The sequence below is a fragment of the Ruminococcus sp. SR1/5 genome, assembly GCF_000209835.1.
GTDB lineage: Bacteria > Bacillota > Clostridia > Lachnospirales > Lachnospiraceae > Blautia_A > Blautia_A fusiformis.
Map to the genome: position 1 here is coordinate 1,502,329 of NC_021014.1, position 26,665 is coordinate 1,528,993.

22 protein-coding genes and 2 pseudogenes are annotated in these 26,665 nt (G+C 45.5%); 19 read left to right on the forward strand and 5 right to left on the reverse strand.

Annotation, left to right across the window (positions count from 1 at the left end; translation table 11 throughout):
• The first annotated feature begins 141 nt into the window (after positions 1–141).
• Positions 142–795 carry a DUF3786 domain-containing protein gene (locus CK1_RS07800; RefSeq protein ID WP_015525717.1) on the forward strand — a complete coding sequence of 218 codons (654 nt, stop codon included), beginning with the start codon at positions 142–144 and terminating at the stop codon, positions 793–795.
• Between the two features lie 159 nt (positions 796–954).
• Positions 955–3,381 (forward strand): putative bifunctional diguanylate cyclase/phosphodiesterase, encoded by a 2,427-nt coding sequence (locus CK1_RS07805; RefSeq protein WP_242981896.1) that lies wholly within the window; start codon positions 955–957, stop codon positions 3,379–3,381.
• A 29-nt stretch (positions 3,382–3,410) separates the two neighbouring features.
• Here the strand turns inward: CK1_RS07805 and CK1_RS07810 are convergent, their stop codons facing one another.
• Genes CK1_RS07810 through CK1_RS07815 form a run of 3 tightly spaced genes read right to left on the reverse strand, consistent with a single transcriptional unit; the run spans position 3,411 to position 4,962 of the window.
• Positions 3,411–3,941: an ABC transporter permease gene (locus tag CK1_RS07810; RefSeq protein ID WP_353611142.1), complete on the reverse strand. Its 531-nt coding sequence runs from the start codon at positions 3,939–3,941 to the stop codon at positions 3,411–3,413.
• Positions 3,938–4,168, reverse strand: a complete 231-nt coding sequence (locus CK1_RS18140) for an ABC transporter permease family protein (RefSeq protein ID WP_353611143.1) — start codon at positions 4,166–4,168, stop codon at positions 3,938–3,940. Before CK1_RS18140 ends, CK1_RS07810 begins: the two co-directional genes overlap by 4 nt.
• A gap of 26 nt (positions 4,169–4,194) precedes the next feature.
• A complete protein-coding gene (locus tag CK1_RS07815; RefSeq protein WP_015525718.1) occupies positions 4,195–4,962 on the reverse strand; it encodes an ABC transporter ATP-binding protein in 768 nt (255 codons plus the stop codon).
• Between the two features lie 129 nt (positions 4,963–5,091).
• Between CK1_RS07815 and CK1_RS07820 the strand changes: the two genes are divergently transcribed.
• The 7 genes and pseudogenes from CK1_RS07820 (at position 5,092) to CK1_RS07850 (ending at position 12,457) form a co-directional block, all read left to right on the forward strand.
• Entirely contained in the window at positions 5,092–5,757 is a 666-nt protein-coding gene (locus tag CK1_RS07820; protein WP_278654722.1) for an epoxyqueuosine reductase QueH, read from the forward strand.
• Positions 5,758–5,908: 151 nt separating this feature from the next.
• Positions 5,909–7,288, forward strand: a complete 1,380-nt coding sequence (gene argH, locus CK1_RS07825) for an argininosuccinate lyase (protein ID WP_015525719.1) — start codon at positions 5,909–5,911, stop codon at positions 7,286–7,288.
• A 93-nt stretch (positions 7,289–7,381) separates the two neighbouring features.
• Positions 7,382–8,467 (forward strand): aspartate-semialdehyde dehydrogenase, encoded by a 1,086-nt coding sequence (gene asd / locus CK1_RS07830; protein WP_015525720.1) that lies wholly within the window; start codon positions 7,382–7,384, stop codon positions 8,465–8,467.
• A 99-nt stretch (positions 8,468–8,566) separates the two neighbouring features.
• Positions 8,567–8,803 (forward strand): putative Se/S carrier protein, encoded by a 237-nt coding sequence (locus CK1_RS07835; RefSeq protein ID WP_015525721.1) that lies wholly within the window; start codon positions 8,567–8,569, stop codon positions 8,801–8,803.
• 181 nt (positions 8,804–8,984) lie between these two features.
• Complete coding sequence (locus CK1_RS07840; RefSeq protein ID WP_015525722.1) at positions 8,985–9,740, forward strand: formate/nitrite transporter family protein; 756 nt, start codon at positions 8,985–8,987, stop codon at positions 9,738–9,740.
• 1 nt (position 9,741) lies between these two features.
• Positions 9,742–11,792, forward strand: a pseudogene (locus CK1_RS07845) (DNA topoisomerase).
• A complete protein-coding gene (locus CK1_RS07850; RefSeq protein ID WP_015525724.1) occupies positions 11,789–12,457 on the forward strand; it encodes an LbetaH domain-containing protein in 669 nt (222 codons plus the stop codon). Before CK1_RS07845 ends, CK1_RS07850 begins: the two are co-directional and overlap by 4 nt.
• 124 nt (positions 12,458–12,581) lie before the next feature.
• Here CK1_RS07850 and CK1_RS07855 read toward each other — a convergent pair whose 3' ends face one another.
• Positions 12,582–13,319, reverse strand: a complete 738-nt coding sequence (locus CK1_RS07855; protein WP_015525725.1) for a TraX family protein — start codon at positions 13,317–13,319, stop codon at positions 12,582–12,584.
• A 246-nt stretch (positions 13,320–13,565) separates the two neighbouring features.
• Between CK1_RS07855 and CK1_RS07860 the strand changes: the two genes are divergently transcribed.
• The 3 genes from CK1_RS07860 (at position 13,566) to CK1_RS07870 (ending at position 15,812) form a co-directional block, all read left to right on the forward strand.
• The gene (locus CK1_RS07860) at positions 13,566–14,258 is read left to right on the forward strand and encodes an iron-sulfur cluster assembly scaffold protein (RefSeq protein WP_015525726.1); all 693 of its coding nucleotides are present in this window, start codon (positions 13,566–13,568) and stop codon (positions 14,256–14,258) included.
• A gap of 40 nt (positions 14,259–14,298) precedes the next feature.
• On the forward strand, positions 14,299–15,309 hold the full coding sequence (locus CK1_RS07865) for a GGGtGRT protein (protein WP_015525727.1): 1,011 nt from the start codon (positions 14,299–14,301) through the stop codon (positions 15,307–15,309).
• A gap of 209 nt (positions 15,310–15,518) precedes the next feature.
• The gene (locus tag CK1_RS07870) at positions 15,519–15,812 is read left to right on the forward strand and encodes a phage holin family protein (protein WP_015525728.1); all 294 of its coding nucleotides are present in this window, start codon (positions 15,519–15,521) and stop codon (positions 15,810–15,812) included.
• A 189-nt stretch (positions 15,813–16,001) separates the two neighbouring features.
• On the opposite strand, the gene CK1_RS07875 is transcribed toward CK1_RS07870, so the two are convergent.
• Positions 16,002–17,285: an O-acetylhomoserine aminocarboxypropyltransferase/cysteine synthase family protein gene (locus tag CK1_RS07875; RefSeq protein ID WP_021651113.1), complete on the reverse strand. Its 1,284-nt coding sequence runs from the start codon at positions 17,283–17,285 to the stop codon at positions 16,002–16,004.
• A gap of 587 nt (positions 17,286–17,872) precedes the next feature.
• Between CK1_RS07875 and CK1_RS07880 the strand changes: the two genes are divergently transcribed.
• The 7 genes and pseudogenes from CK1_RS07880 (at position 17,873) to nadC (ending at position 26,615) form a co-directional block, all read left to right on the forward strand.
• Complete coding sequence (locus tag CK1_RS07880) at positions 17,873–18,877, forward strand: Gfo/Idh/MocA family protein (RefSeq protein ID WP_015525730.1); 1,005 nt, start codon at positions 17,873–17,875, stop codon at positions 18,875–18,877.
• Between the two features lie 202 nt (positions 18,878–19,079).
• On the forward strand, positions 19,080–19,913 hold the full coding sequence (locus CK1_RS07885) for a sugar phosphate isomerase/epimerase family protein (RefSeq protein ID WP_015525731.1): 834 nt from the start codon (positions 19,080–19,082) through the stop codon (positions 19,911–19,913).
• Positions 19,914–19,958: 45 nt separating this feature from the next.
• Complete coding sequence (locus CK1_RS07890; RefSeq protein WP_015525732.1) at positions 19,959–22,067, forward strand: cytidylate kinase family protein; 2,109 nt, start codon at positions 19,959–19,961, stop codon at positions 22,065–22,067.
• Positions 22,064–22,984: a sugar phosphate isomerase/epimerase family protein gene (locus CK1_RS07895; protein WP_015525733.1), complete on the forward strand. Its 921-nt coding sequence runs from the start codon at positions 22,064–22,066 to the stop codon at positions 22,982–22,984. Before CK1_RS07890 ends, CK1_RS07895 begins: the two co-directional genes overlap by 4 nt.
• A gap of 428 nt (positions 22,985–23,412) precedes the next feature.
• Positions 23,413–24,327, forward strand: coding sequence for a quinolinate synthase NadA (nadA, locus tag CK1_RS07900; RefSeq protein ID WP_353611144.1), 915 nt, complete (start codon positions 23,413–23,415; stop codon positions 24,325–24,327).
• A 73-nt stretch (positions 24,328–24,400) separates the two neighbouring features.
• Positions 24,401–25,660 carry an FAD-binding protein gene (locus CK1_RS07905; RefSeq protein WP_015525734.1) on the forward strand — a complete coding sequence of 420 codons (1,260 nt, stop codon included), beginning with the start codon at positions 24,401–24,403 and terminating at the stop codon, positions 25,658–25,660.
• Between the two features lie 101 nt (positions 25,661–25,761).
• Positions 25,762–26,615: pseudogene (gene nadC / locus CK1_RS07910) on the forward strand (carboxylating nicotinate-nucleotide diphosphorylase).
• The last annotated feature ends 50 nt before the right edge of the window (positions 26,616–26,665 follow it).

Below are 26,665 nucleotides of genomic sequence, written 5' to 3' on the forward strand. Positions count from 1 at the left end.
AAAACAGTAACACTGAAAATAGCCGGATTTCGGATACATCGGCGAAGATTCTTGCGGAAAATGTGAAAGCAGTGTATTCTGTAAAAAAAGTCCGGAATACAGCGGAGAAAGGATATCGATATCAGACAGGGAGAAGACAGGATGAAAGAAGAAAGAATTTCCAACTATGTAAAACTATGTGAAGAGTGGGCACAACGCTTTTTGAAGATGGATCAGGCAGATCTGCATAAACGGGTGCCGGAACTGAAGGAAGAAAACGGGTTTCTCACGATCATTCATTTCGGAAGAAGATATGGGGTGAGTCTGGAAGACGGCAGTATCCGGAGCCTGGATGGACAGAGAGAACCGGATACTACGGAGATGCTGAATATTTATACGCTTCTGGGGTATGCGAAAGAGGGGGCTTTTATTATGGATAAGTGGGTCCCTTTTGCAGATCTCAGGAATGCAAGACCATTTGCGCCGGCGTATCAGATCGGAGAGACGGATGTGTTCAGTGCTACATTTTCCGGCCATGAAAAGGAATTGAGGGAGGCGTTTCAGAAGCTTGACGGCAGGGAACTGCCCCAGGGTGATGTGGGATATGAGATCAGGGCCTTTGACTGTATGCCTATGAGATTCTTTTTCTGGGAACGGGACGAGGAGTTTGAAGCACAGGGAAATATCCTGTTTGATTACAGTGCCACAGATTTCAATCATGTGGAGAGTGCGGTATCCATAGCAGATTCCGGGATCAAAAGGCTTGCGGAGCTTGCCGGGGTTCCGCTCAGGGGGAAATCTTTTCAGATGCGCTGATAACCGAAATATAATAAAACCAATATGAAAAATAAATAATACGAAAGATAATTGCAGTTATCAGAAAAATCGTATATAATGAAGGAATATTTAAGGATTTTGAGACAGTAACTGTCACGAAGGATCTATGAGAAATTTACGAATCCGGAGGTGATGCTCGTGGGGAAAAATGCATCGGGAATGTATGTCATAGATGAGGATTATAAGATTATCAGCTATAACCTGGCAGCACGTGAGATCTATCCGCAGCTGAAGAGGGGCGAGAAATGCTATCACTGTCTGAGAAACAGAGAAACTCCCTGTGAGATCTGTCCGGTCGTTAACGGGATCAAAGGTCCGAAGAATTATCTGGAACCGGGACGGAATATCCTGCGTTCGGTTGATGCTGTGGAGATTCCGCTGGAATCCGGCGGGACAGGACATGCCCTTGTTTTTTCGGATACAAAGACGAATGATGAGATCAGCAGCGGAATGATGGAGAATCCGCTTCTTATGGGGATCATTAATGTTCTCGGAAAAAATTTTATCAATATCTACTCTGTTGACAGAGAGACTCATAAGGTCCAGGTATGCCGCTTCCAGGGGCAGAGTGGAGCTTATGGGGAGGAGGGACTTCGCAGGGATGAATCCTATGAGAAGATCATGGATATTTATATTGAGAGCAGTGTTGCGGCAGAGGACAGGATCCGGATGCATCAGATGATGGATTTTGAGAAGATATGCCAACGTCTTACAAGGATTCCCCAGTTGATGGTACATTATCGTGTACGCCGAAGCAACGGGAGGATTGAATATTTCTATGTGAAATGTGCCAGGGTAGGAACGGCTGAGGATTTTCAGACCGTGGTGTTTGCTTTTGCCAATGAGGATATGGATGTACGGTACAGTGAGATGGAGGCCATACTGGAACCAGGAGGAACAGCATCCGGAAGAAAACTTCTTATTGTAGTGAATGATGAGACGGATCGGAAAGCGCTTACAGAACATCTGGAGGGCAGTTTTGAGGTTATCACTGCGATGAATGAAGCAGAGGGGATGAAGCGTCTGTCTGAGAATTACAAAACCCTTTCTGCAATTCTTCTTGATATGAGTGTGCCGGTATGTGATGAATTTCAGTTTCTGGAGCTGATCCGTGATGATGTGATGCTGACCTCTGTGCCTGTGATCATCATAACCGGAAGTAACCGGTTGGAGGATGAGGTGCGATGTCTGGAACTGGGAGCAGTGGATTTTGTACGGAAACCGTATAATGTCCGTATATTAAAAAGTAAGATCAACAATGTGATCAAGCTGAGAGAGTCCGTGATGGTACTCTCAGCTCTGGAATATGATGATCTTACAGGGCTTTATATCAGACAGGCCTTTTTCCATCATGCAAAGACGCTGATGCGCTTTAATACGAATCAGGATTTTCATGTGGTGGTGGCAGATATAAAGAACTTTAAATGGATCAATGGAACCTATGGAGAGAAGATCGGTGATCAGGTTCTTACTTATCTGGGAGATACGTATAGAAATCAGGTTCGCTACGGGACGGTGGGCAGATATGGAGGAGACCAGTTTGTAGCCATCATATATGGAAAGAAAGAGATCCGTAGGGCAGATATGGAGAAATTTATCCACAGGGTCGAGAGTGGAGCACCGATTCCTAATCTGGTGGTCAACTATGGGGTCTATGAGAATGTGGATAAGACACTGCCTTTTACCCTGATCTGTGACAGGGCTTTTCTGGCCATGAAGAGTATCCGGGATGACTATGAGCACCAGATCGCTTTTTATGATGATGAGATGAGACAGAGGCATATCCGTAACGGACAGATGGAGAATGCTTTCGTGGAGGCTATACGCAATGAAGAATTCGTAGTCTACCTGCAGCCGAAATACAGTGTGGAGACAGAAGAGATCGTTGGGGCGGAGGCACTGGTGCGCTGGAAGAGAGCGGAAGGAACTATGGTTTCGCCGGGAGAATTTATCCCTCTTTTTGAGAAGGATGGTCTGATCGTACGCCTTGATGAATATGTTTTCCGAAAGGTATGCAGCATCCAGGGGGAACGTATAAGATCAGGGAAAAAGATACTTCCGATTTCGGTGAATCTGTCACGTGCCAGTATCCATTACGATAATATGATCTGTCGTTATGTGAAGATCGTGGAAGAAAATGGCATTCCGTTTTCTTCTGTTCCCATTGAATTGACAGAAACTGCTGCGTTGTATAATGATCGGATCAGTAAGCTCATAGAGAAGATGGTGGATGCAGGATTCGAGCTGCATATGGATGATTTTGGCTCCGGCTATTCATCTATGACAAGCCTGAACCAGCTGCCATTCGATACTCTGAAGCTGGATAAAAGTCTGATCGATTACATAGAGAATTTTCGTGGGCAGCAGGTAATCCGTCATACCATTTCGCTGGCACACAGCCTGGGAATGAAGGTTCTTGCCGAGGGCGTGGAGAAAGAAAAACAGGTGGAGATCCTGCGAAGCCTGAGCTGCGATGAGATCCAGGGCTTTTATTATGCACGGCCTTTGCCGTGGGAAAACTTTGAAACAAAGGTTATAAGAGCAAAAGAGGCGTGTAAAAAATGAGAGATCATTTTTACACGCCCTTTTTACAGCTAATGCTTCCGGACCTGTTTTTCAATAAGATAAAGTGCAAAATACAGCAGCATGGCAATGATGCAGAGGATCACAATGGACATCAGGACCCATGTAAGTCTGAATGTCTGGCTTCCGTAAATAATCAGGTATCCCAGGCCTTTTCGTGCACCGATAAATTCTCCGATGATCACGCCTACCAAGCAAAGCCCGATGTTGACCTTCATCACACTCAGGATAAGAGGAACGGAGGAGGGCAGGACGATCTTCAGAAGCTTTTCCTTTTTGTGTCCCCCCAGAGTTTCGATCAGCTTCAGCTTTTCCGGATCTGCCTGGCAGAAGCCGGAGTACAGATTGATAACGGAGCCGAAGATGGCTACAGACATGCCGGCGACCACAATGGTACGTTCGTTGGCACCAAGCCATACGATCAGAAGAGGGGCCAGAGCAGATTTCGGGAGACTGTTCAGTACCACCAGACATGGCTCCAGGATCCGTGCAATCCGTCGGGAGCACCAGAGAAGTACTGCGGTTCCTACACCCAGGATCACAACAAAAAGAAACTGACAAGAGTTTCTGCCAGTGTCACGGCAATATGTGCAAACAGGGACTGATCCCTGCACATGGAAAGAAAGGTCTCTGCGATCAGGGAAGGACTACTGAAGATAAAGGAATCGATCCATCCAAGATCAGAGGATATTTCCCAAAGTCCCATAAACAGAACAAAAAGAAGTGTCCGTGCAGCCAGGATAATGTTTTTTCTTTTTTTGCCGTGCAAGATATTGTTTCTGCTGTCTGGAAATTTCAGGCATTTTCATTGAGCTCCTTCCATATGATGTTAAAATATTTCTTAAAATCCGGAGCATTTCTGGAGGAGAGGGGAGTGCGGTCGCTGATATCCAGATCGATATCAATGATCTTTCGTACAGTAGCAGGACGTGCAGAAAGGATCAGTACCCGGTCGGCCATGCTGATGGCCTCTGAGATATCGTGAGTGACCAGGATCGCAGGCTTGCCGGAGCTTTTGAGGATTTTTCCGATATCATCACTGACATTTAAGCGGGTCTGGTAATCCAGTGCAGAAAAAGGTTCATCCAGAAGAAGGAGCTCCGGTTCCAGCACAAGGGTCCGGATCAGAGCGGCACGTTGGCGCATACCGCCGGAAAGCTGGGAAGGGCGGGCATCACGGAAACGGTCCAGACCGTAGGTCTGAAGAAGGGCTTCTGCATGTGCCAGCTTTTCAGGTGTGAGTTCTTTCCGGATCTCCAGGCCGAGAAGGATGTTTTTGTAGATGCTCCGCCATTCCAGAAGATGATCCTTCTGGAGCATATATCCTACAGTGGTACTGCCGGAGGATACCGGCCGGCCTCCCAGAGTAATGGAACCGTGCTCCGGAGTGAGCAGGCCGGCAATGAGATTCAGAAGAGTGGATTTTCCGCATCCGGAAGGTCCTACAATGGACAGGAATTCACCGGGCATCAGGTCAAAGGATATATGAGAAAGGGCGGGTGTCTCACCGGATAATGTGTGATAGGAGAGACACACGTCCCGCACTTTCAGGACAGGATTCATGGATGTTGCCTCCTTTTCGTAGATAATGGTATAATATTATCATATGTCTGAAACATGAGAAGGCCAATGGCAGAGATGCATACTTTGATGTCTGCCTGAAAACAGTCATAGAGAAAGGAATTACAAACATTGAACAAGAGAAACTACCAGAAAGAACTGGATAAACTGATTGAAAGAAACCAGAAAGAAGGGAAAATCCCCAGACTTTTTCTGCATGCCTGCTGTGCGCCATGCAGCAGCTATGTGATGGAATATCTGTCGCAGTATTTTGAAATCACGATATTTTTTTATAATCCCAATATCGCACCGGTGGAGGAATATTCACACCGCGTGGCTGAGATCCGCCGCCTGATCGGGGAGATGGAATTTGTCCATCCGGTAACTCTTATGGAGGGCCGGTATGACCCGAAGGAATTTTATGAGATGGCAAAAGGCCTGGAAGATGTTCCGGAAGGAGGAGAACGGTGCTTTCGGTGTTACCGCCTGCGGATGGAAGAGGCGGCAAAGCTGGCGAAGGAGGGCGGATATGATTATTTCACCACAACCTTAAGTATCAGTCCTCTGAAGAATGCACAGAAGATCAATGAGATCGGTGAGGAACTGGCAGAAATCTATAAAGTGCCACATCTGACTTCAGATTTTAAGAAAAAGAATGGCTACAAGCGTTCTATTGAGCTGTCTCATGAGCATGCTCTGTACCGGCAGAATTACTGCGGCTGTGTATTTTCAAAGAAAGAAGCCATGGACAGAGAACGGCTGGTTACTGAGAACCGAGTGAACAGTAACAACGGCTGAAGACAGCAAACGTATAATTATGAAAAACTTTGCATTTTTATAAAAATATGTTACACTAACACAGAAAAGTGCAGACGTCCGGGAGACGGAGCTCGTGTATGTCCGGAGAAGACAGTTCTGCCGCAAAAAAGAAAAGTGAGGAAGAATCAATATGGCACAGTTATGGGGAGGCCGTTTTACAAAAGAAACGGACAAGCTGGTTTACAATTTTAACGCATCCATTTCCTTTGATCAAAAATTTTACAGACAGGATATCCGTGGAAGCAAGGCACATGTTGCCATGCTTGCAAAACAGGGAATCCTGACAGAGGAAGAAAAGGAGCAGATCACAGAAGGACTGGACGGAATCCTTGCAGACGTGGAAGCAGGCAAGCTGGAGATCACAGCAGAGTATGAGGATATCCACAGCTTCGTGGAGGCAAACCTGATCGACCGTATTGGAGATGCCGGAAAGAAGCTTCACACAGGAAGAAGCCGTAATGACCAGGTAGCTCTGGATATGAAGCTTTATGTCCGCGACGAGATCGATGAGACAGATAAGGAGCTGAAGGACCTTCTTCTTGCCCTGCAGAAGATCATGGAAGAGAATGTTCACACCTACATGCCGGGATTTACCCACCTTCAGAAGGCACAGCCGGTAACTCTGGCACACCATGTAGGCGCATATTTTGAGATGTTCCGCAGAGACCGTGACAGACTTTTTGATATCCGTAAGAGAATGAATACCTGTCCGCTTGGAGCAGGAGCACTGGCAGGAACCACTTATCCGTTGGATCGTGCCTATACTGCAGAGCTTCTCGGCTTTGATGCACCAACCAGAAACAGTATGGATTCCGTATCTGACAGAGATTATGTCATCGAGCTTCTCAGTGCATTTTCTACGATCATGATGCATCTGAGCCGTTTTTCAGAGGAGATCATTCTGTGGAATTCCAATGAGTACCGTTTCGTTGAGATCGATGACGCATACAGCACAGGCAGCAGTATCATGCCGCAGAAGAAGAATCCGGATATCGCAGAGCTTGTCCGTGGAAAAACAGGCCGTGTTTATGGAGCGCTGACATCTATTCTCACAACAATGAAGGGAATCCCGCTTGCATACAACAAAGATATGCAGGAAGACAAGGAGTTGACCTTTGATGCCATCGACACCGTAAAGGGCTGTATCGCCCTGTTTACCGGCATGGTTTCCACTATGCAGTTCAACAAAGCCAACATGGAGGCAAGTGCAAAGAGAGGCTTTACAAACGCCACAGACGCAGCAGACTATCTGGTTAACCACGGTGTACCGTTCCGTGATGCTCATGGCATCGTCGGAAGACTGGTCCTTCTCTGTCTGGATAAGGGAATCTCTCTGGATGAGCTTCCGCTTTCCGAGTACAAAGAGATCAGTCCTGTGTTTGAGGAGGACATCTATGAAGCCATCAGTATGAAGACCTGCGTGGAAAAACGTGTGACTCTGGGAGCGCCGGGACCGGACGTGATGGAGCAGGTGATTGCTCAGAATAAAGAGTATCTTGAAAAAAATTAAGATAATGCTTGCATTTTAGGAAAAATTGGTATAGTATTTACAGAAAAGACAAATGTGTGCCATGGAGGGACACAAGATGAGGAGAGTTTTATTATGAGTGAAAAGCTTAAAGTCGGTATTTTAGGTGCAACTGGAATGGTTGGTCAGAGATTCATTTCTCTTCTGGAGAATCACCCGTGGTTTGAGGTGGTTACTGTAGCGGCAAGCCCGAGAAGCGCAGGCAAGACCTACGAGGAGGCTGTAGGCGGCAGATGGAAAATGGATACTCCGATGCCGGAGGCAGTAAAGAAGCTGGTTGTTATGGATATCCACGAGGTTGAGAAGGTTGCAGCTACGGTTGACTTTGTATTTTCCGCAGTTGATATGACTAAGGATGAGATCAAGGCGATCGAGGAAGAATATGCAAAGACAGAGACACCGGTTGTGTCCAACAACAGCGCACACCGCTGGACACCGGACGTTCCGATGGTAGTTCCGGAAATCAATCCGGAGCACTTCGAGGTTATCGAATTCCAGAAGAAACGTCTCGGAACAAAACGCGGCTTTGTAGCTGTTAAACCGAACTGCTCTATCCAGAGTTACGCTCCGGTACTTACCGCATGGAAAGAGTTCGAGCCGTATGAAGTAGTTGCCACTACATACCAGGCTATTTCCGGAGCAGGAAAAACCTTCAAGGACTGGCCGGAGATGGAGCACAACATCATTCCGTACATCGGTGGTGAGGAAGAGAAGAGTGAGAAGGAGCCGTTAAGACTCTGGGGCAAGATCGAGGACGGCGTGATCGTTCCGGCCACCACACCTGTCATCACATGCCAGTGTGTACGTGTTCCGGTCCTCAACGGACATACAGCAGCTGTATTCGTTAAATTCCGCAAGAAACCTACCAAAGAGCAGCTGATCCAGAAGCTGGTTGAGTTTAAGGGACTTCCGCAGGAGCTTGAGCTTCCAAGCGCTCCGAAGCAGTTCATCCAGTATCTTGAGGAGGACAACCGTCCGCAGGTACAGATGGATGTAAACTATGAGAATGGAATGGGAGTATCTGTAGGACGTCTTCGTGAGGATACTGTTTATGATTACAAGTTCATCGGACTTTCCCATAACACAGTAAGAGGTGCCGCAGGCGGAGCAGTTCTCTGTGCAGAAACTCTGAAAGCGAAAGGATATATCCAGGCTAAATAAGAACTGGATCCTTTACAGGAAATAAAGAAAATCATCAGAAACGGGATATCGGTTTTTCCGGTGTCCTGTTTTTGCGTATGTGGAAGGAACAAAGGAGATATGCGCAGAAAAGTAATTACTACAGTTGTGACATTTTCCACAACCACGGCTGCCATGAAAATGGAAAGAACGGCCAAGGAATCTGAATTTCCGGGAAGGCTGATCCCGATCCCTTCAGAGATCAGTGCCCAGTGCGGACTGGCATGGAAATGCGTGGAGCAATCAGAGGAGGAAACAGAAAATTTCCTGAAAAAAAAGGAACTGGCCTGGGATGGCATCTATCGTGTTCTGGTATAAAACGGATATTGTTTGTTGTATGTAACAAAACGGAAATTTTTGAAAATTTTCGCATTTTTATTGTTAAATAATTAGTAAAGTGTTACAATATAACAAACAGATTTCCGGAAAGCGTGTTACTGTGAACAAAGAAGCAGTAACAAAGTGCCACGCTTGCTAAAAATATGTGGAGGTGCTATTTATGAACAGGGAGGATGTAGAGAAACTGTCAACCGCTGCGAAGGGTAAGATAAACTTACTGAACAGCAATTTCGGAAAATACTTTATGCGGGCAATCATGGCCGGATTTTTTATTGATGTGGCGATGATCTACAGTAACGTTGTTGGAAATGTATTTTCCAAGACATTCCCGGAATGGGGGAAATTCCTTGGAGCCATCGTGTTCTCCATTGCGGTCCTGCTGATCGTAATGGTAGGAGGAGAGCTGTTTACCGGTAACAATCTGGTAATGGCTTTTGGTGCGTATGACAAGAGCGTATCATGGAAAGATGTTGGAAAGGTCTGGGGAATCAGTTACATCGGCAATTTTGTGGGCTGCCTGATCCTGGCACTGATCTTTGTAGGTGCCGGAGCGTCCGGTACAGCAGATTATTTTGCCGGATTTATAAACGGAAAACTGAGTATTCCGGCAGGTCAGATGTTTTTCCGTGCGGTACTTTGTAATTTCTTCGTCTGTCTTGCTGTTCTCTGCGGCATTAAGCTGAAGAGTGAGTCAGGCAAGTTCCTGATGATCGTGATCTGTATTTCAGGTTTCGTTGTCAGCGGATTTGAGCATTGTATTGCAAATATGGGTATTTTTACAGTTGCATTCTGTATGGTGCCAGGATTGTCTGTCGGCGCTATGCTTAAAAGCATGGTGATCGTAACACTGGGAAATATAGTTGGCGGAGCTGTGCTTCTGGCATGGCCGCTTAGAAAGATGAGTGCAGATAAATAGTATGGCAAAGGCTTTATACATAGCGGAGAAGCCCAGCGTGGCACAGGAATTTGCGAAGGCTTTGAAGATCAACGGTCAGAGAAAAGACGGATATCTGGAATCTGATGATTCTGTGGTAACCTGGTGTGTAGGACACCTGGTTACCATGAGCTATCCCGAAAAATATGATATCAAGTTTAAAAGGTGGAGTTTTGATACCCTGCCTTTTTTGCCGCGCGAATTTAAATATGAAGTGATCCCCGGGGTCAAAAAGCAGTTCGAGATCGTAAAAGGACTGCTGAACCGGCCGGATGTGGATACCATTTATGTGTGTACCGACTCCGGACGTGAGGGTGAATATATCTACCGTCTGGTAGCCCAGATGGCAGGAGTAAAGGGGAAAGTCCAGAAACGTGTGTGGATCGATTCCCAGACAGAGGAAGAGATCTTAAGAGGGATCCGTGAAGCGAAGGATATCTCGGAGTATGATAATCTGGCAGCATCTGCGTATCTCCGCGCAAAGGAAGATTATCTTATGGGAATCAATTTTTCCAGAGTTCTGACCTTGCGCTACGGAAGCAGTGTCACCAATTATCTCCATTCCAAATATCAGGCCATTGCAGTTGGGCGTGTGATGACCTGTGTTCTTGGCATGGTGGTGCGGAGAGAACGGGAGATCCGTGTCTTTGTGAAGACACCGTTTTACCGTGTCCTTGGCAGCATTGGACTTGCAGGCGAAAATTTTGACGGTGAATGGAGAGCTGTGGAAGGCAGCCGGTATTTCCAGTCCCCGTATCTTTATAAAGAAAACGGCTTCAGGAAAAAAGAGCATGCACAGATGCTGATCGATCAGCTGATGGTGAACCAGCCCCTTTCCTGTATTGTGGAAAAGGTGGAACGAAAAAAGAAAACAAAAATCCGCCGCTTCTTTTTAACCTGGCGGAGCTTCAGAATGTGTGCTCAAAGCTGTTTAAGATCAGTCCGGACGAGACACTCCGGATCGTACAGGAGCTTTATGAGAAGAAGTTGGTGACTTATCCGAGAACGGATGCCAGAGTTCTTTCCACGGCAGTGGCCAAGGAGATATACAAGAATATTTCCGGTCTTCGAAATTATCAGCAGGCCGGTGCTGCGGCGGCAGAGGTTTTGGGGATGGAATCCTGGAAAAGCATTGCAAAGACCAGATATGTGAATGACAAGCAGATCACAGACCATTACGCGATCATTCCTACCGGTCAGGGACTGAACGCGCTGGGAAGTGTGTCTCTTACTGCACAGCGTGTGTACGAGACCATTGTACGGAGATTTTTGTGTATTTTTTATCCGCCGGCCGTTTATCAGAAGGTGAGTCTTGTGACGAAGCTGGACGGCGAGGCATTCTTTTCATCCTTTAAGGTTCTCAAAGAAGAAGGCTATCTGAAGATCGTCACGAATTCTTTTTCGCGGAAAAGGGCTTCAGACAGTGAGAAAAACGGAAATGGAGAGGAAGACGAGGTTTCCTGTGATACTGTGCTCCTGGAGGCGTTGCAGAAGCTGAAAAAGGGTGATATACTTCCTGTGAACGGTTTGAGTATCAAGGAGGGTGAGACTTCACCGCCCAAACGATACAATTCCGGTTCCATGATCCTTGCCATGGAAAATGCAGGACAGCTGATCGAGGATGAGGAGCTTCGAGCCCAGATCAAGGGAAGCGGGATCGGCACCAGTGCTACCCGTGCCGAGATCCTGAAGAAGCTTTTTAACATCAAATATCTGGCACTGAACAAAAAGACCCAGGTGATCACTCCAACGCTTCTTGGGGAAATGATCTTTGATGTGGTAAATTGTTCTATCCGGCAGCTTCTGAACCCGGAGCTTACGGCAAGCTGGGAAAAGGGGCTCACCTATGTGGCAGAGGGCAGCATCACGGAACAGGAATATATGGACAAACTGGAGCATTTTGTGCGGGTACGTACCCGGCAGGTGGAGGCAAGCAATTATCAGTATAACCTGCGGCAGTTTTTTGATGCGGCCGCTGTAAACTACAGGAAGCCGGAGCGAGCTTCCAGACAGGGAGGAAAGAGATCATCATGATGAAAGATTTTACTATCAGCAATATGCTGGATCTGAATGAGACCATTGCAGCAGAGCTTTTTGAGGGAAAAACCTATCCGTGGGAGGTTCTTCCGGAGATCGGAGATTTCATTATCAAGCTGGGAAAAACACTGGATCCTTCTGAATATGAGGAGAAGGGCGAAAATGTATGGATCGCAAGATCCGCTACAGTTGCGCCGACTGCAAGTATCACCGGACCGGCTATCATTGGCAGAGACGCCGAGGTGCGCCACTGTGCATTTATCCGCGGCAAGGCTATCGTTGGTGAGGGCGCAGTTGTGGGAAATTCCACAGAGCTTAAGAATGCAGTGCTGTTTAACAAGGTTCAGGTTCCTCATTATAATTATGTTGGAGATGCTGTGCTGGGATATAAGTCCCACATGGGTGCCGGATCGATCTGTTCCAACGTAAAATCAGACAAGAAGCTGGTTGTCGTAAAAGACGGGGATGAAAAGATCGAAACCGGTCTTAAGAAATTCGGAGCGATGCTCGGAGATCATGTTGAAGTCGGATGCGGTTCTGTGCTGAATCCCGGTACTGTGATCGGACGGAATTCCAATATTTACCCGCTGTCACCGGTACGTGGATGTGTTCCGGCGGATTTCATTTATAAAAATGCAAAAGAGATCGTAAAGAAAAAATAAGAAACAGATTCTTCTGGACACGCATTTAGGCTGCACTTTTGAGAAAGTGCAGCTTTTTTTTGATGGGGTGATGGATGCAACAGTATTGGTCGTGGAAGGATGAAACGACCGGGAGCGGGCGGGATTAAGATAAAAACAAAAGCTGTCGAAGTATGACCAGTCCCATAATATGGACTGGGTAAAACCAGTAAAAGAAATATTTTGCTGATTTTCCGCGGATGAAGCCTCTTTTTCCATTGTACAGGTTAATGGACAGAAAGGCAAAGGAGGCTCTCCATTCATAGTAAAGCCAGCAGCTTCCGAGGATTGCCTGGCCTGGCTTATCGTTTCGCATATAGTACATGATCAGCAGGAAGATATACCCCCGCCATCCATAGTCTGCTTTCAGAAAAATGGAAATGACAAGCAGTCCCAGGATGCAGAGAAGCTGCATCGAAGGTCTGGTCTGGAAATATTCGATGGCACAAAAGGCCAGATATCCGAGGAAAAGCGTGAAAAACACATTTTGTCTTTCGTAACGCAGCGTATTTGTAAACATCAGATTCCACGGAATTTCTGAGAGCAGCGCAAAAAGAAGGAGATTTCTTCCATAGAGGAACCGGCTCCGTGTATGACGGAAGCCTTCCAGCAGGAGAAAACAGAAGATGGGAAAAGCAGCTCTTCCGATATCGCGGAAAATAAGATATACAGTATATTCTCTGCCGAAAAGTGTAAACAGGATTTTCTGTGCAGGCTGATACATACTGAGCAGCACAGCTCCGATATGATCGATCAGCATGGTGATGACCGCGATCATCTTCAGAGCGCTTCCGCTGAGAATGCGGTATTTTTCTGGAAAAACAGAATCCACAGATGCATTCATGAAAAATATACCTCCAGGGTTAAACTTGCTAATATATTATCACATACATACAGCAGTTGCCAGAAATATTTGACAGTTAGGCATGCAATACTGCCGGAATAACTACCAATATTATGCGTTTTATGGCAAAATTTTATTAAATATGACTGGACGAAACAAAGGTTTTGTGAGAAAATAGCGATAGGGTGTTATCGAACTTTTTTTCTCAATAACATCGGTCAATCTATACTTGAAAGGAGTTTTAAAATGATTTATTCACGCGAAGTAGAAGAAATGTGTCCAGTGGCACAGGGCGTACATCATGGTGCCGCTCCGATCCCGGAAGAAGCAAAATGGGTTCAGGCAAAAGAAGTAAAGGATATCTCCGGATTTACACACGGTGTTGGCTGGTGTGCTCCGCAGCAGGGTGCTTGCAAGCTTTCCCTTAACGTTAAAGAGGGAATCATCCAGGAGGCACTTGTTGAGACAATCGGATGTTCAGGAATGACTCATTCTGCAGCTATGGCTTCTGAGATCCTTCCAGGACTTACCGTTATGGAGGCGCTGAACACAGACCTTGTATGTGATGCAATCAATACAGCTATGAGAGAGCTTTTCCTTCAGATCGTTTACGGACGTTCCCAGTCTGCATTCTCCGAGGACGGACTTGCAGTAGGCGCTGGTCTTGAGGACCTTGGAAAAGGACTTCGTTCTCAGGTTGGTACAATGTATGGAACTCTGAAAAAAGGACCTCGTTACCTTGAGATGGCTGAGGGTTATGTTACAGGTATCGCTCTTGATGAGAACGATGAGATCATCGGATATCAGTTCGTAAGCCTTGGAAAAATGACTGACTTCATTAAGAAAGGTGATGACCCGAACACAGCATGGGAGAAAGCAAAAGGTCAGTACGGCCGTGTTGCAGATGCTGTTAAGATCATCGACCCAAGAAAAGAGTAATTACACTTCGTAAGGTGAAAATATCAGGAGGTTACAGGAAATGGCTTTATTTGAATCATATGAGAGACGAATTGACAAGATCAATTCTGTTTTAAACAGCTATGGAATCGCTTCTATCGAAGAAGCTGAGAAAATCACTAAAGACGCAGGACTGAACGTTTACGATCAGATCAAAGGCATTCAGCCGATCTGCTTCGAGAACGCTTGCTGGGCTTACACAGTAGGTGCAGCTATCGCGATCAAAAAAGGCTGCAGAAGAGCCGCTGATGCAGCAGCAGCTATCGGAGAAGGCCTTCAGGCTTTCTGTATCCCGGGATCCGTTGCAGACACACGTAAAGTAGGTCTTGGACATGGAAACCTTGGAAAGATGCTCCTTGAGGAAGAGACAGACTGCTTCTGTTTCCTTGCAGGACATGAGTCTTTTGCAGCAGCTGAGGGTGCGATCGGTATCGCTGAGAAAGCAAACAAGGTTCGTAAAAAACCTCTTCGTGTTATCCTGAATGGTCTTGGAAAAGATGCTGCTCAGATCATCTCCCGTATCAACGGCTTTACATATGTAGAGACAGAGTATGATCCATATAAGAACGAGGTTAAGGAAGTATTCCGTAAATCCTATTCTGAGGGACTTCGTGCAAAGGTTAACTGCTACGGCGCTAACAGCGTTCCGGAAGGTGTTGCGATCATGTGGAAAGAGGGCGTTGACGTTTCCATCACAGGAAACTCCACAAACCCGACTCGTTTCCAGCATCCGGTAGCAGGAACATACAAAAAAGAGTGCAACGAGAAAGGCAAAAAATACTTCTCCGTTGCTTCCGGCGGTGGTACAGGACGTACACTTCATCCGGACAACATGGCAGCAGGTCCTGCTTCCTACGGTATGACTGATACACTTGGACGTATGCATTCTGACGCTCAGTTCGCAGGATCTTCTTCCGTACCGGCTCACGTAGAGATGATGGGTCTTATCGGCGCTGGAAACAACCCGATGGTTGGTATGACAGTTGCTGTAGCTGTTTCCGTACAGGAAGCTGCTGACGCTGGCAAATTCTGATTTCAGATAACGAAAAATAGTGGGAAAGGCTGTAAACCTTAGGGTTTATGGCCTTTTTCTTTTTGCTCTGCAATAGAAAAAATATTCTCAAAAAGTGCGAAAACAGTAATAGCGAACACGTAGCTAACATTTTGTGGGAATTTATGAAATATTTTTTGGAGAAATTCATAAAATAAATCAAAGCGGCAGGGGAGATACGGAGAATATTTATGGAAGCGCTTGTGGATTATATTAAACCGGAATTGCTGATCACAGCGATCGCTTTGTATTTTATGGGGATCGCACTGAAGGAGGCTCAGGCTGTGAAGGACAAATATATTCCGCTGATACTGGGGTGTGCAGGGATCCTTATATGCGGAATTTATATTTTTGCTACCTGTTCCTGTAAAAATGCACAGGATATTGCAATGGCAGTATTTACATCCACGACACAGGGAGTCCTGGTGGCGGGGCTTTCTACATATGTGAACCAGCTGATCAAACAGCTGGAAAAAGATGAATAATGGATTTTGTAAGGTAGTTTCAGATACTTGCAGCAGCTGCAGGAATTTATGCGCCAGAAGAAAGCCGTTCAGAACAGGATGCAGGTAATTTGCGGAAATGTCATAATTGAGAGTAGGAGAAAATATATCATAAAAAGGAAGGATACATCATGCATGAGCAGATGTATCCTTCCTTTTTGAATTGGTTATTTATGCATTTTTCAGTGCCTGTTCCAGATCTTTGATAATATCATCCACATTTTCGATACCGATGGAAAGACGGATCATTCCAGGAGAAACTCCTGCTTCAACCAACTGCTCGTCGTTCATCTGGCGATGTGTATGGCTGGCTGGGTGAAGGACCATAGTGATGGAGGCGGCAACGTGAGTTGCGATGGTGGCAAGCTTCAGACTGTCCATAAAACGGACTGCTGCATCACGGCCACCGGTCAGTTCAAAGGAGATAACGCCGCAGGTATGACCATCCTTCATATATTTCTGAGCCAGTGCGTGATATTTATCCTCCGGAAGTCCTGCGTAATTTACATGAGAAACCTTTTCGTGTGCGTTCAGGTATTCTGCAATCTTCTGGGCGTTGGAGCAATGGCGTTCAACACGCAGCGGAAGCGTTTCCAGACCGAGGTTCAGAAGGAAGCAATTCATCGGAGACGGAATAGAGCCCAAATCACGCATCAGCTGGGAAGTAGCCTTAGTGATGTAAGCTTTTTTTCCGAACTGCTTTGTATAGATAACGCCGTGATAGGATTCATCCGGCTCTGTCAGGCCGTGATATTTATGGCCGTAGGCATCCCAGTCGAAGTTACCGCTGTCGACAATGGCGCCGCCTACCTGAACGGCATGTCCGTCCATATATTTGGTGGTGGAGTGGGTAACGATATCTGCACCCCACTCGAAGGGACGGCAGTTTACCGGTGTGGCAAAGGTGTTATCCACAATAAGAGGCACGCCGTTTTGGTGTGCAACGTGTGCAAATTTCTCGATATCAAGAACTACCAGAGCCGGATTGGCGATAGTTTCTGCAAAGAGAACCTTTGTGTTCGGTTTGAATGCGGCAGCGATCTCTTCTTCTGTTGCATCGGTATCAACAAAGGTGCAGTCAATGCCAAGTTTCTTGAAGGTGACGGCAAGAAGGTTGAAGGTTCCTCCGTAAATGGTAGAAGCGGCAACAACGTGATCGCCTGCCTCACAGATATTAAATACTGCGTAGAAGTTGGCTGCCTGTCCGGAAGAAGTCAGGATTGCAGCAACACCGCCTTCCAGATCTGCGATCTTTGCGGCTACGGCATCGTTAGTCGGGTTCTGGAGACGGGTGTAAAAATATCCGTCTGCCTTCAGATCAAATAACTGGCCCATTTCGTCGGTGGTGTCATATTTGTAAGTGGTGCTCTGATAGACAGGAAGTGCACAGGGCTCGCCTTTGGATGGGGTATAGCCGGAGTGGATACATTTAGTCTCTAAATTATAGTCGCTCATAGGGATAAGTCCTTTCTGCTGTGTTTTTCGTATGAATTTAACCGAATCAGGGAAGTTTGCTGCTTCAGATGCGGATACCCCATTGATCTGGATTAAGGAAGCTTCCTGTATTTCCGGATACTTCATTCCTGTATTATGCGTTTCAGGGATTTCTGAGAGAAGCTTTGATCCTTGTAGTTCGGCTAAATAAAGTATGAAAAGTGCATTTGTGTATTTTAAATAAAACTACATATAAGTATAACTCTTTATGTGTTGAAATACAACAATATTCTACATAAACTCCACTGTGGTATAAGGGAAATAAAATGTTGCGTTCTGGTGCACATAATAAAATGCTACATGATCAACGTTCGTAATAAGCATAGTAAGTCATTTTATATATGCGGAAATTTGAGCGAAGGTCGGAAAAATACTGTAAAACAAACAAAATATGTGAATAAAGTAACAAATAGTGAAAATCGCATAAAAACAAAATGGATATTTTGTACAAAAAAGATATTGCGTTCACGTGCACAAGATGATAATATAACATCATCAAAAAGAACACAAAAACAGAAAACAATAAAAAATGAACGGAGGAATTTAAAATGTTAAGAGTAGGAGTTATCGGATGCGGCGGAATGGGAAGAGATCATATCAGAAGACTGACAGAGAAGATCCAGGGAGCAGAAGTAGTAGCTGTTTCCGATGTATTTGAGGAAAGTGCCAGGAAAGCAGCCGAGATCTGCGGAGCAAAAGTCTATGCAGACAGTAAGGAGCTCATCAATGCAGAGAACGTAGATGCAGTATTTATCGTATCTCCGGGCTTCGCACATGTAGATTCTCTTCTTCAGGCGATCGAGGCCGGTAAGAGGATTTTCTGTGAGAAACCATTATGTACAACTGCTGAGGACTGCCTGAAAGTAGTAAAGGCAGAGGAGGCAGCCGGCAAACATCTCATCCAGCTTGGATTTATGAGACGCTATGACAAGGGATATCAGCAGATCAAGGAAGCACTTGCAACCGGAGAATACGGCGAGCCGCTGATCCTTCACTGTACACACAGAAATCCGGAGGTAGGTACCAATTACAATACACCAATGGCTGTGCACGATACCGCAATCCATGAGATCGATGTCCTTCACTGGCTTGTAGATGATGAGTATGAATCAGCACAGGTAGTAATGCCAAAAGTGACGAAATATTCCCACTCTGAGCTGAAGGATCCGCAGATCATGATGCTCCGTACTAAAAAAGGTGTATGCATTGATGTAGAAGTATTTGTAAACTGCAAGTTTGGATATGACATCAACTGTGAAGTTGTATGTGAGGACGGTGCACTGAAAATGGCACAGCCGGCTTATCCGTCTATCCGCAAGAATGCGGCAGTGTCCACTGCTATTGACACAGACTGCTTCGTAAGATTTAAAGACGCTTATGATAAAGAGGTTCAGGACTGGGTTGATAACGCAGAGGCAGGAGTGATCACAGGACCGAATGCATGGGATGGATACCTGGCAGCGATCACAGCAGATGCTCTTGTAAAAGCGCAGGAAACCGGACAGATCGAGAAAATCGTTTCAGCAGTTGAGAAGCCGGAATTTTATAAATAAATATATTTTACGAGCTCCACCTCATCAAGTGTGAGTTATCATACCAACTTATTGCTACAGACTTCCCCAATGAGTCTGCGGCGGCAGTTACCGGCAGGATCCGATTCCGCTTCGGCTTTGTTGAAACTGCAGTGGAAAACCTGCCGGTGAGATTAACCGGAAAAATTGGCTGAAAAGTAAAAACATATGGAGGGTATTGAAGATGAAATTAGGATTTAATGAAGCAACTGCACTGGAATGTAAAGGACAGTCTCTTATGGCAGACCTGGAGATGTGCGAGAAATATGGTTTTGATTATATTGAGATCCGCTTTGACTGCGTAAAGGACTATCTCAAAGAGCATACACTGGAAGAACTTGCAGACTGGTTTAAGAATCATCATCTGAAACCATGGGCATACAACACTCTGATCTTCTTTAACCAGAGAGATGAGGCAGGGGAAAAAGAGATTGACGAAGAAGTTGATTTTATCCTGAAGGTTTCCAAAGCGATCGGAATGAAAATACTGATCACCGTTCCAAGCTTTGATGTAAAAGACAAATCTGTCAGTGAGATCAAAGAAGAAGCAGTTGCACGTCTTCGTTATCTTTCCGATAAGGTTGGCGCGGATATGAAGATCTCCTTGGAGTTCTGTGGTGCACCGAACTGCTCCATCAACCAGTTTGGAACAGCCTATGATGTGGTAAAAGCAGTAGACAGAGATAATGTAGGCGTTACCGTGGATACCTTCCATTTCCATGAGATGTGCTCCCGCCTTGAGGACCTGAGAGCTGCTGATGGCAAGAAGATTTTTGCATACCATTTAAATGACTGTGAGGATCTTCCGCTTGGCTCCTGCGGAGACGACAAGAGACTGTGGCCGGGTGAGGGTGTTGTAGATCATGCAGGAATCGCAGCTGCACTGAAGGAGATTGGTTTTGATGGCGTTTGCACCATCGAAGAGTTCCGTCCGGAGTACTATGCAATGAGCCATGAGGACAACGTGAAAAAGGCTGCGGAAGTTACCAGAGACTTTGTGCAGAAATATTTCGGATAATTCATTCAGAAAGGTCCGACCTTAAACCGATAGGAGGTAGATACTATGGCTGGTAAGGGAATCCCTGAATTGTTGAATTACAAGCAGAAGGGGAAAGACTTGAATGAATTCATCAAGGTTCCGTTGTCGGAAAAGCTGGCATACTGTTTTGGTGATCCGGCACTGACCTTGATGTATACCATGACTACAACTCTGCTGATCTATTTTTATACCAACGTTGTTGGAATATCAGCAGGTGCGGTAGGAATGATCATGCTTTTGTCCCGTGTTTTTGATGGATTTTCCGATGTGCTGATGGGAACTATTATCGACCGGACTCATTCCAAGTATGGAAAAGCCAGAATCTGGATCTTAAGACTTGCGGTTCCTTATGCGCTGGCAGCGGTGCTTTTGTTCACCATGCCGCCAATGGGAAATATGGGAAAGATCATCTATGCTTTTGTTACCTATAATATCATGAATACGGTTGTATACACTGCTATCAGCCAGCCATTCCATGCACTGGGATCTCTGATGAGCCGTGACCGTCGTGAACGTGATGTGATCTGTAACATCCGCATGGTATTGTCGATCACAGCAAGTATGATCATTACTGCGTTCACACTGCCGCTGATCAATATCGTAGCGAATATTACCGGCAATCAGCAGATGGCCTGGATCCTGGTAACTGCCGGCTATGCGATCATTTCTGTCGGTGTACTTGTGAATACTTATATGGTCTGTACAGAGCGTGTTTCTGCAGCAAAACAGGAAAAGGAAGATATTCCTTTTGTGGAAGCATTTAAAGCAACCGTTACCAACCGGTATTTCCTTATCGCTCTGGGGCTGATGATCTTTTATACCGCATATCAGATCATTATCGGAACGGACCTTACCTATTACTGCCAGTATGTACTCGGAAATGTAGACCTCGTCATGCCTCTTTCCGCAGCTGAGAAACTGGCAACTGTGGCAGGAATTGCCCTTTTGCCGAAGGTGCTTCCCCGCTATGGAAAAAGAAATCTCATCTGTGTCGGCTGCATCCTGGGCGTTGCAGGACAGCTTCTGTTCCTGATGAATATTACCAGTGTTTCGCTTGGTGTTGTAACCTGTATCATGAGAGGTATCGGAATCGCCCCATTCTATGGTGTGCAGTATTCTCTTCCAAGCGATGCTATTGAGTATGGCCAGTGGAAAACAGGCAAGCGTGTGGAGGGTCTGATGTTCTCATCTATGAGCATGGGTCAGAAAGCCGGTTCCGGACTGACTTCTGCTATTATGGGAGGAATTCTTTCGGCGGCATACTTTGACGGAACAAAGGCGACAGCGGCAGAGCAGTCTGCAGAGGCAATCCGCGTGATCAAGGGATTTTATCTGTATGTTCCGATAGCGATCTGGGTAGTGATGTTTGTGATCGCAGCATGCTACCAGCTGGACAAAGTTTATGACAAAATGATGCGTGAACTGATCCAGAGAGAATCGGGAGAGGAAAGCGTCTCTGTGCCGGGCGAGATCCAGTCCATGCCGTTACCGGAAGCTTCCGGAAACCGGATCAACGTGGCAATTGGAAGACTGTATGGCAGCAGTGGAAGAAAGATTGCCGAGGGTGTTGCAAAAGCACTGGACTGCAAGGTTTATGATCGCCAGATCATCTGTCTTATGGCAGAAAAGTTCGGTATGGAAAAAGCAGATCTGGAAAGTGTAAGGCAGTATCTGGATTCCTACAATTATGAGGATTCTGAGCTTACATTTTCCCCGTATGGACATTCATCGGCAGGTGCGGCAGCAGATTATACAGGTGTTCAGATGTTTGAGGTGCAGAGCCGGATCATCCGTGAGCTTTCTGAGAGAAGACCAGGTGTATTCCTGGGAAGATGTGCCAACTATGTGCTTCGTGGAGAGCCGCATACATACAGCTTTTTCGTTTATGCAGATGATGCTTACCGGGAAAAAGAGGGCCAGGAATATTATAAAGGCCAGTCTCTTGGAGAACTGAAGAAACGTGATCAGATCCGAAATGAATACTATGAGAAGTTTACCGGAATCCGCAGAGACGATCCCCATTATTACGATATGGTGATCAATGTATCCAAAACAGGTGTAGCCGGAGCGGCCAGCCTGATTCTGGATTATATCCGGAATAAAGAAGAGGAAAAAGGAGGGAATGCATCATGAAGATCGCATTTGACGTAGATGTTCTTGCGAAACAGATGGATATCAACCGTATGGTCCATCAGGTGGCGGACTGGGGATATAAATATATTGAACAGTCTCCGCATCCGAGAATCAATCCGTTCTATAAGCATCCGTTGTTTTCAAAAGAATGTGAACAGGAATACAGACAGGCTCTTAAAGAGACTGGCGTTGAGATTTCGTCCTTTATCGTGGTGTATCGCTGGTCTGGTCCGACGGAGGAACAGAGACAGTTTGCAGTTGCAAACTGGAAACGGATGATCCAGATCGCCGGAGATATGGGAGTGAAGGTTATCAATACAGAGCTTTCGGGTGATCCGAACCAGCAGGAGATCTGCAATGGAATGTGGTTTAGATCCATGGAGGAATTGCTTCCGCTGATCGAGCGTGAGGGTATCCGTGTGGAGATCCAGTCTCATCCTTATGATTTCTGTGAGCTGAATAATGAGACCTGTGATATGGTGAAATCCTTCCGTTCTCCAAATCTTGGTTATGTGTATTCTTCTCCTCACGGCTTCTTCTACGATGAGGGCAAAGGAGATGTGCGGTCCATGCTGAAATATGCGGGAGATGAACTGACCCATGTACTTTTTGCGGATACCTTTAACCAGACCATGGACTGCAGATACATTTTAAATCCGCCGTGGCTGAATGGCCGTGGAAAAGCGGATGTGACGGTGCATCAGCATCTTGCAATGGGTGAGGGTGATGTGGATTTTGATGGTATTTTTGAAACATTGAGAGAAATGGATTTTGCCAGCAAGCAGCTGAAACCGGATGCACCGAAAGCCGGCGGCGATAACATTGCCTGCGTTTCCATGTTTGGTTTTCCGGAAAAGATGGATAAGCAGGCCCCGGAAGCAAGAGAGCGGATTGAGAGAGAACTGCTGGGGAAATGATCGGGTGATTGCGGCAGATCAGAAAGAAAACTGTAATAAATGAGCAGCTGACAGTACGCAGAACGGTGAATAAGACTGATAAAATAATGAATGTGTGCAGAAACACGGTTTCCAGGATGAAAGTTTCATTGTGGAAACCGTGTTTTTTGATGTCTTTCTTTACAAAAAAACTTTACATATATCAAACAACTGTCTTGTCACATGTAAAGGACTGTGGTATTATGTGTAAGATGTTTTGAAAAAAGTTACATGATAATAAAAAGCAGATCAGAAGTATCTGCATAATAAAGACTAGTACAGCGAAAATTAAGTTTCTGCTATATTGACGCAGCAGATGAAAAATCAGACAAGTCAATATGGCGGTTACTTAATATTCGCTGTACTAGAAAGCAAAAGCAGGAATTCAAAAAAGAAATCCTGCAGGAAAGGTGAAAGATAATGACAGTTGCAGAAGAAATCCAGAAATTAAAAAAGAAAAAGATGCCATCATCCTTGCACACTACTACGTGCGTCCCGAAGTGCAGGATGTTGCTGACTATATAGGAGATTCCTTTTATCTCAGCAAGATCGCAGCCAGCGCGAAAGAGAAGACGATCGTGTTCTGTGGAGTAGGATTTATGGGAGAGAGCGCCAAGATCTTAAGTCCGGATAAAATTGTTCTGATGCCTGCCATGGATGCAGACTGTCCGATGGCTCATATGGCAACAGAAGAAGGCATCCGCAAGGTGCGAGAGGAATATGACGATGTGGCAGTTGTCTGTTACATTAATTCCACAGCAACATTGAAGGAGCTTTCTGATGTATGTGTTACTTCCGCAAATGCAGTAAAGATCGTAAAAGCGCTTCCGAACAAAAACATCTTTTTTATCCCGGACAGAAATCTTGCACATTTTATTGCAGAACAGGTTCCTGAGAAGAACTTTATTTATAACGAAGGTTTCTGTATTGTCCATGAATTTATGAATCCGGAAGAAGTAAAAGCAGCAAAAGAAGCGCACCCGGATGCACTGGTTCTGGCACATCCGGAATGTCCTCAGACAGTTCTGAAACAGGCTGATTACATCGGAAGCACATCCGGAATCATTAAATATGCACAGGAAAGTGACAATAAAGAGTTTATCATCTGCACAGAATGTGGCGTTCAGTACAAGCTGGAAACTACCTGCCCGGATAAAAAATTCTACTTCACAGAAACCGTACCGGTCTGCAAAAACATGAAAAAAGTATTTCTGGAAAAAGTTCTCCACGTTCTGAAAACCGGGGAGAATGAGGTTCATGTAACAGACGAGACACGTGAAAACGCGAAGAGACCGCTGGAGCGGATGCTGGAACTGGCAAAATAAATAAAACACATTTGTATAAAAGATTTGTCTGAGTTGGCTGAAAAGAGAAATCAAGACAGAGAGGCGAAAAGCAATGAGAATTAAAACAGACGTAGTGATCGTGGGAACAGGTGTTGCAGGTATGTTCAGTGCCTTGAAGCTTCCGCGGGACAAAAAAATCGTGATCATCACAAAAGAGGATATGAGGAGCAGTGATTCTTTCCTGGCCCAGGGCGGGATCTGTGTGCTTCGTGATGAAAACGATTACGACAGCTATTTTGAAGACACCATGAAGGCAGGACATTACGAAAACAGAAAAGAGTCGGTAGACATTATGATCCGAGGCTCCAGAGACATCATTAATGACCTTGTCGGATATGGCGTGGATTTCAAGATGGATGGAGATGATTTTGCCTATACAAGAGAAGGTGCACATTCCAGACCGAGGATCCTTTATCATGAGGATATCACAGGAAAAGAAATTTCCGAAAAACTGCTCCAGCAAGTCCTGAAGCTTGAAAATGTAACAATTCTGGAATATACTACCATGCAGGATATTCTTGTGGAAAATGGCAAATGTACAGGCCTGAAGGCAGTTTCTGCAGAAGCGAACAGGGTACGTCTTGAAGCTATGGAAGCCGGAAAAGCAGTGAAAACCCAGGAAGAGATCCAGCCTGGCGGAGAGATCCCGGTAGAGATTTATGCACAGGATACGATCCTGGCCAGCGGCGGGATCGGAGGAAGATATGCGCATTCCACCAATTATCCGCATCTTACAGGGGATGCTCTTGATATTGCAAAAAAACACAATGTGCGTCTGGAACATCTGGATTATGTGCAGATCCATCCGACAACGCTGTATTCCAAGAAACCAGGCCGCAGATTTCTGATCTCAGAATCGGTTCGTGGAGAAGGTGCAGTGCTTTATAACAGCAAAAAAGAGCGTTTTGTCAATGAACTTCTTCCAAGAGATGTAGTAACAAATGCGATCCGGGAAGAAATGAAAAAAGAAGGAACAGATCATGTATGGCTTTCCATGGAAAATATTGATAAAGATGCGATTCTGAATCATTTTCCGAATATTTATCAGAGATGCCTGGAAGAAGGTTATGATGTGACAAAAGAATGCATCCCTGTTGTTCCTGCCCAGCATTATTTCATGGGCGGTATCTGGGTAGATTCTGACAGCAGGACCAGCATGGATCAGCTTTATGCAGTGGGAGAGACCAGCTGCAACGGTGTACATGGCGCGAACAGACTGGCAAGTAATTCCCTGCTGGAAAGTCTTGTATTTGCAAAACGTGCAGCCAAAGCAATCTCAGCAGAAAAGAAAAGTACTGCAGGTGCGGCATAAATGCAGCCGGAATATAAATATCCGTATTATGAAAAACAGGAGCAGCCTTGCTTTGGAGAACAGGGCAGCTGTGATGATTAAGAAAGAGAAGGTATTGTAAAATGAATACGATCACAATGACACTTCAGGTAGATCACCTGATCCTGGAGGCTTTAAAGGAAGATATTTCAAGCGAAGACGTTACCACAAACTCTGTTATGAAAGAAGCAGTTCCGGGAGAGGTAGATCTGATCTGTAAAGAGGATGGAATCATTGCGGGACTGGAAATCTTCAGTCGTGTATTTACGCTTCTGGATGCTGACACAAAAGTGGAGCTGTTCTGCAAGGATGGCGATGAAGTAAAAAAGGTCAGAAAATGGGAAAAGTTACAGGAGATATCCGGGTGCTTCTTTCCGGCGAGCGTGTGGCGCTAAATTATCTTCAGAGAATGAGCGGGATCGCAACTTACACACATTCTGTTGCGTCTCTTCTTGAGGGAACAGGGATTACTTTGCTGGATACCAGAAAAACAACGCCGAACATGCGTATTTTTGAGAAATATGCAGTTCGTGTAGGTGGCGGACAGAACCACAGATATAATCTTTCAGATGGAGTCCTTCTGAAAGACAATCACATCGGAGCAGCAGGAAGCGTTGCGAATGCTGTAAAAATGGCGCAGGAGTACGCTCCTTTTGTCCGCAAGATCGAAGTTGAGGTGGAAACTCTTGCTCAGGTAAAAGAAGCTGTTGAGGCTGGAGCAGATATCGTCATGCTTGACAATATGACTCCGGAAATGATGAAAGAAGCAGTAAAACTCATTGACGGAAGAGCAAAAACAGAATGTTCCGGAAATGTTACAAAAGAAAACATTGCAAAGATCAGGGATGTTGGTGTAGACTATGTATCAAGTGGTGCATTAACGCATTCTGCACCAATCCTTGATATTTCACTTAAGAATCTTCATCCGCTTTCCTGAAGATCACAGAATTTTGCAAAATACCGAGTGCTGTGACAGGAAATATCCGG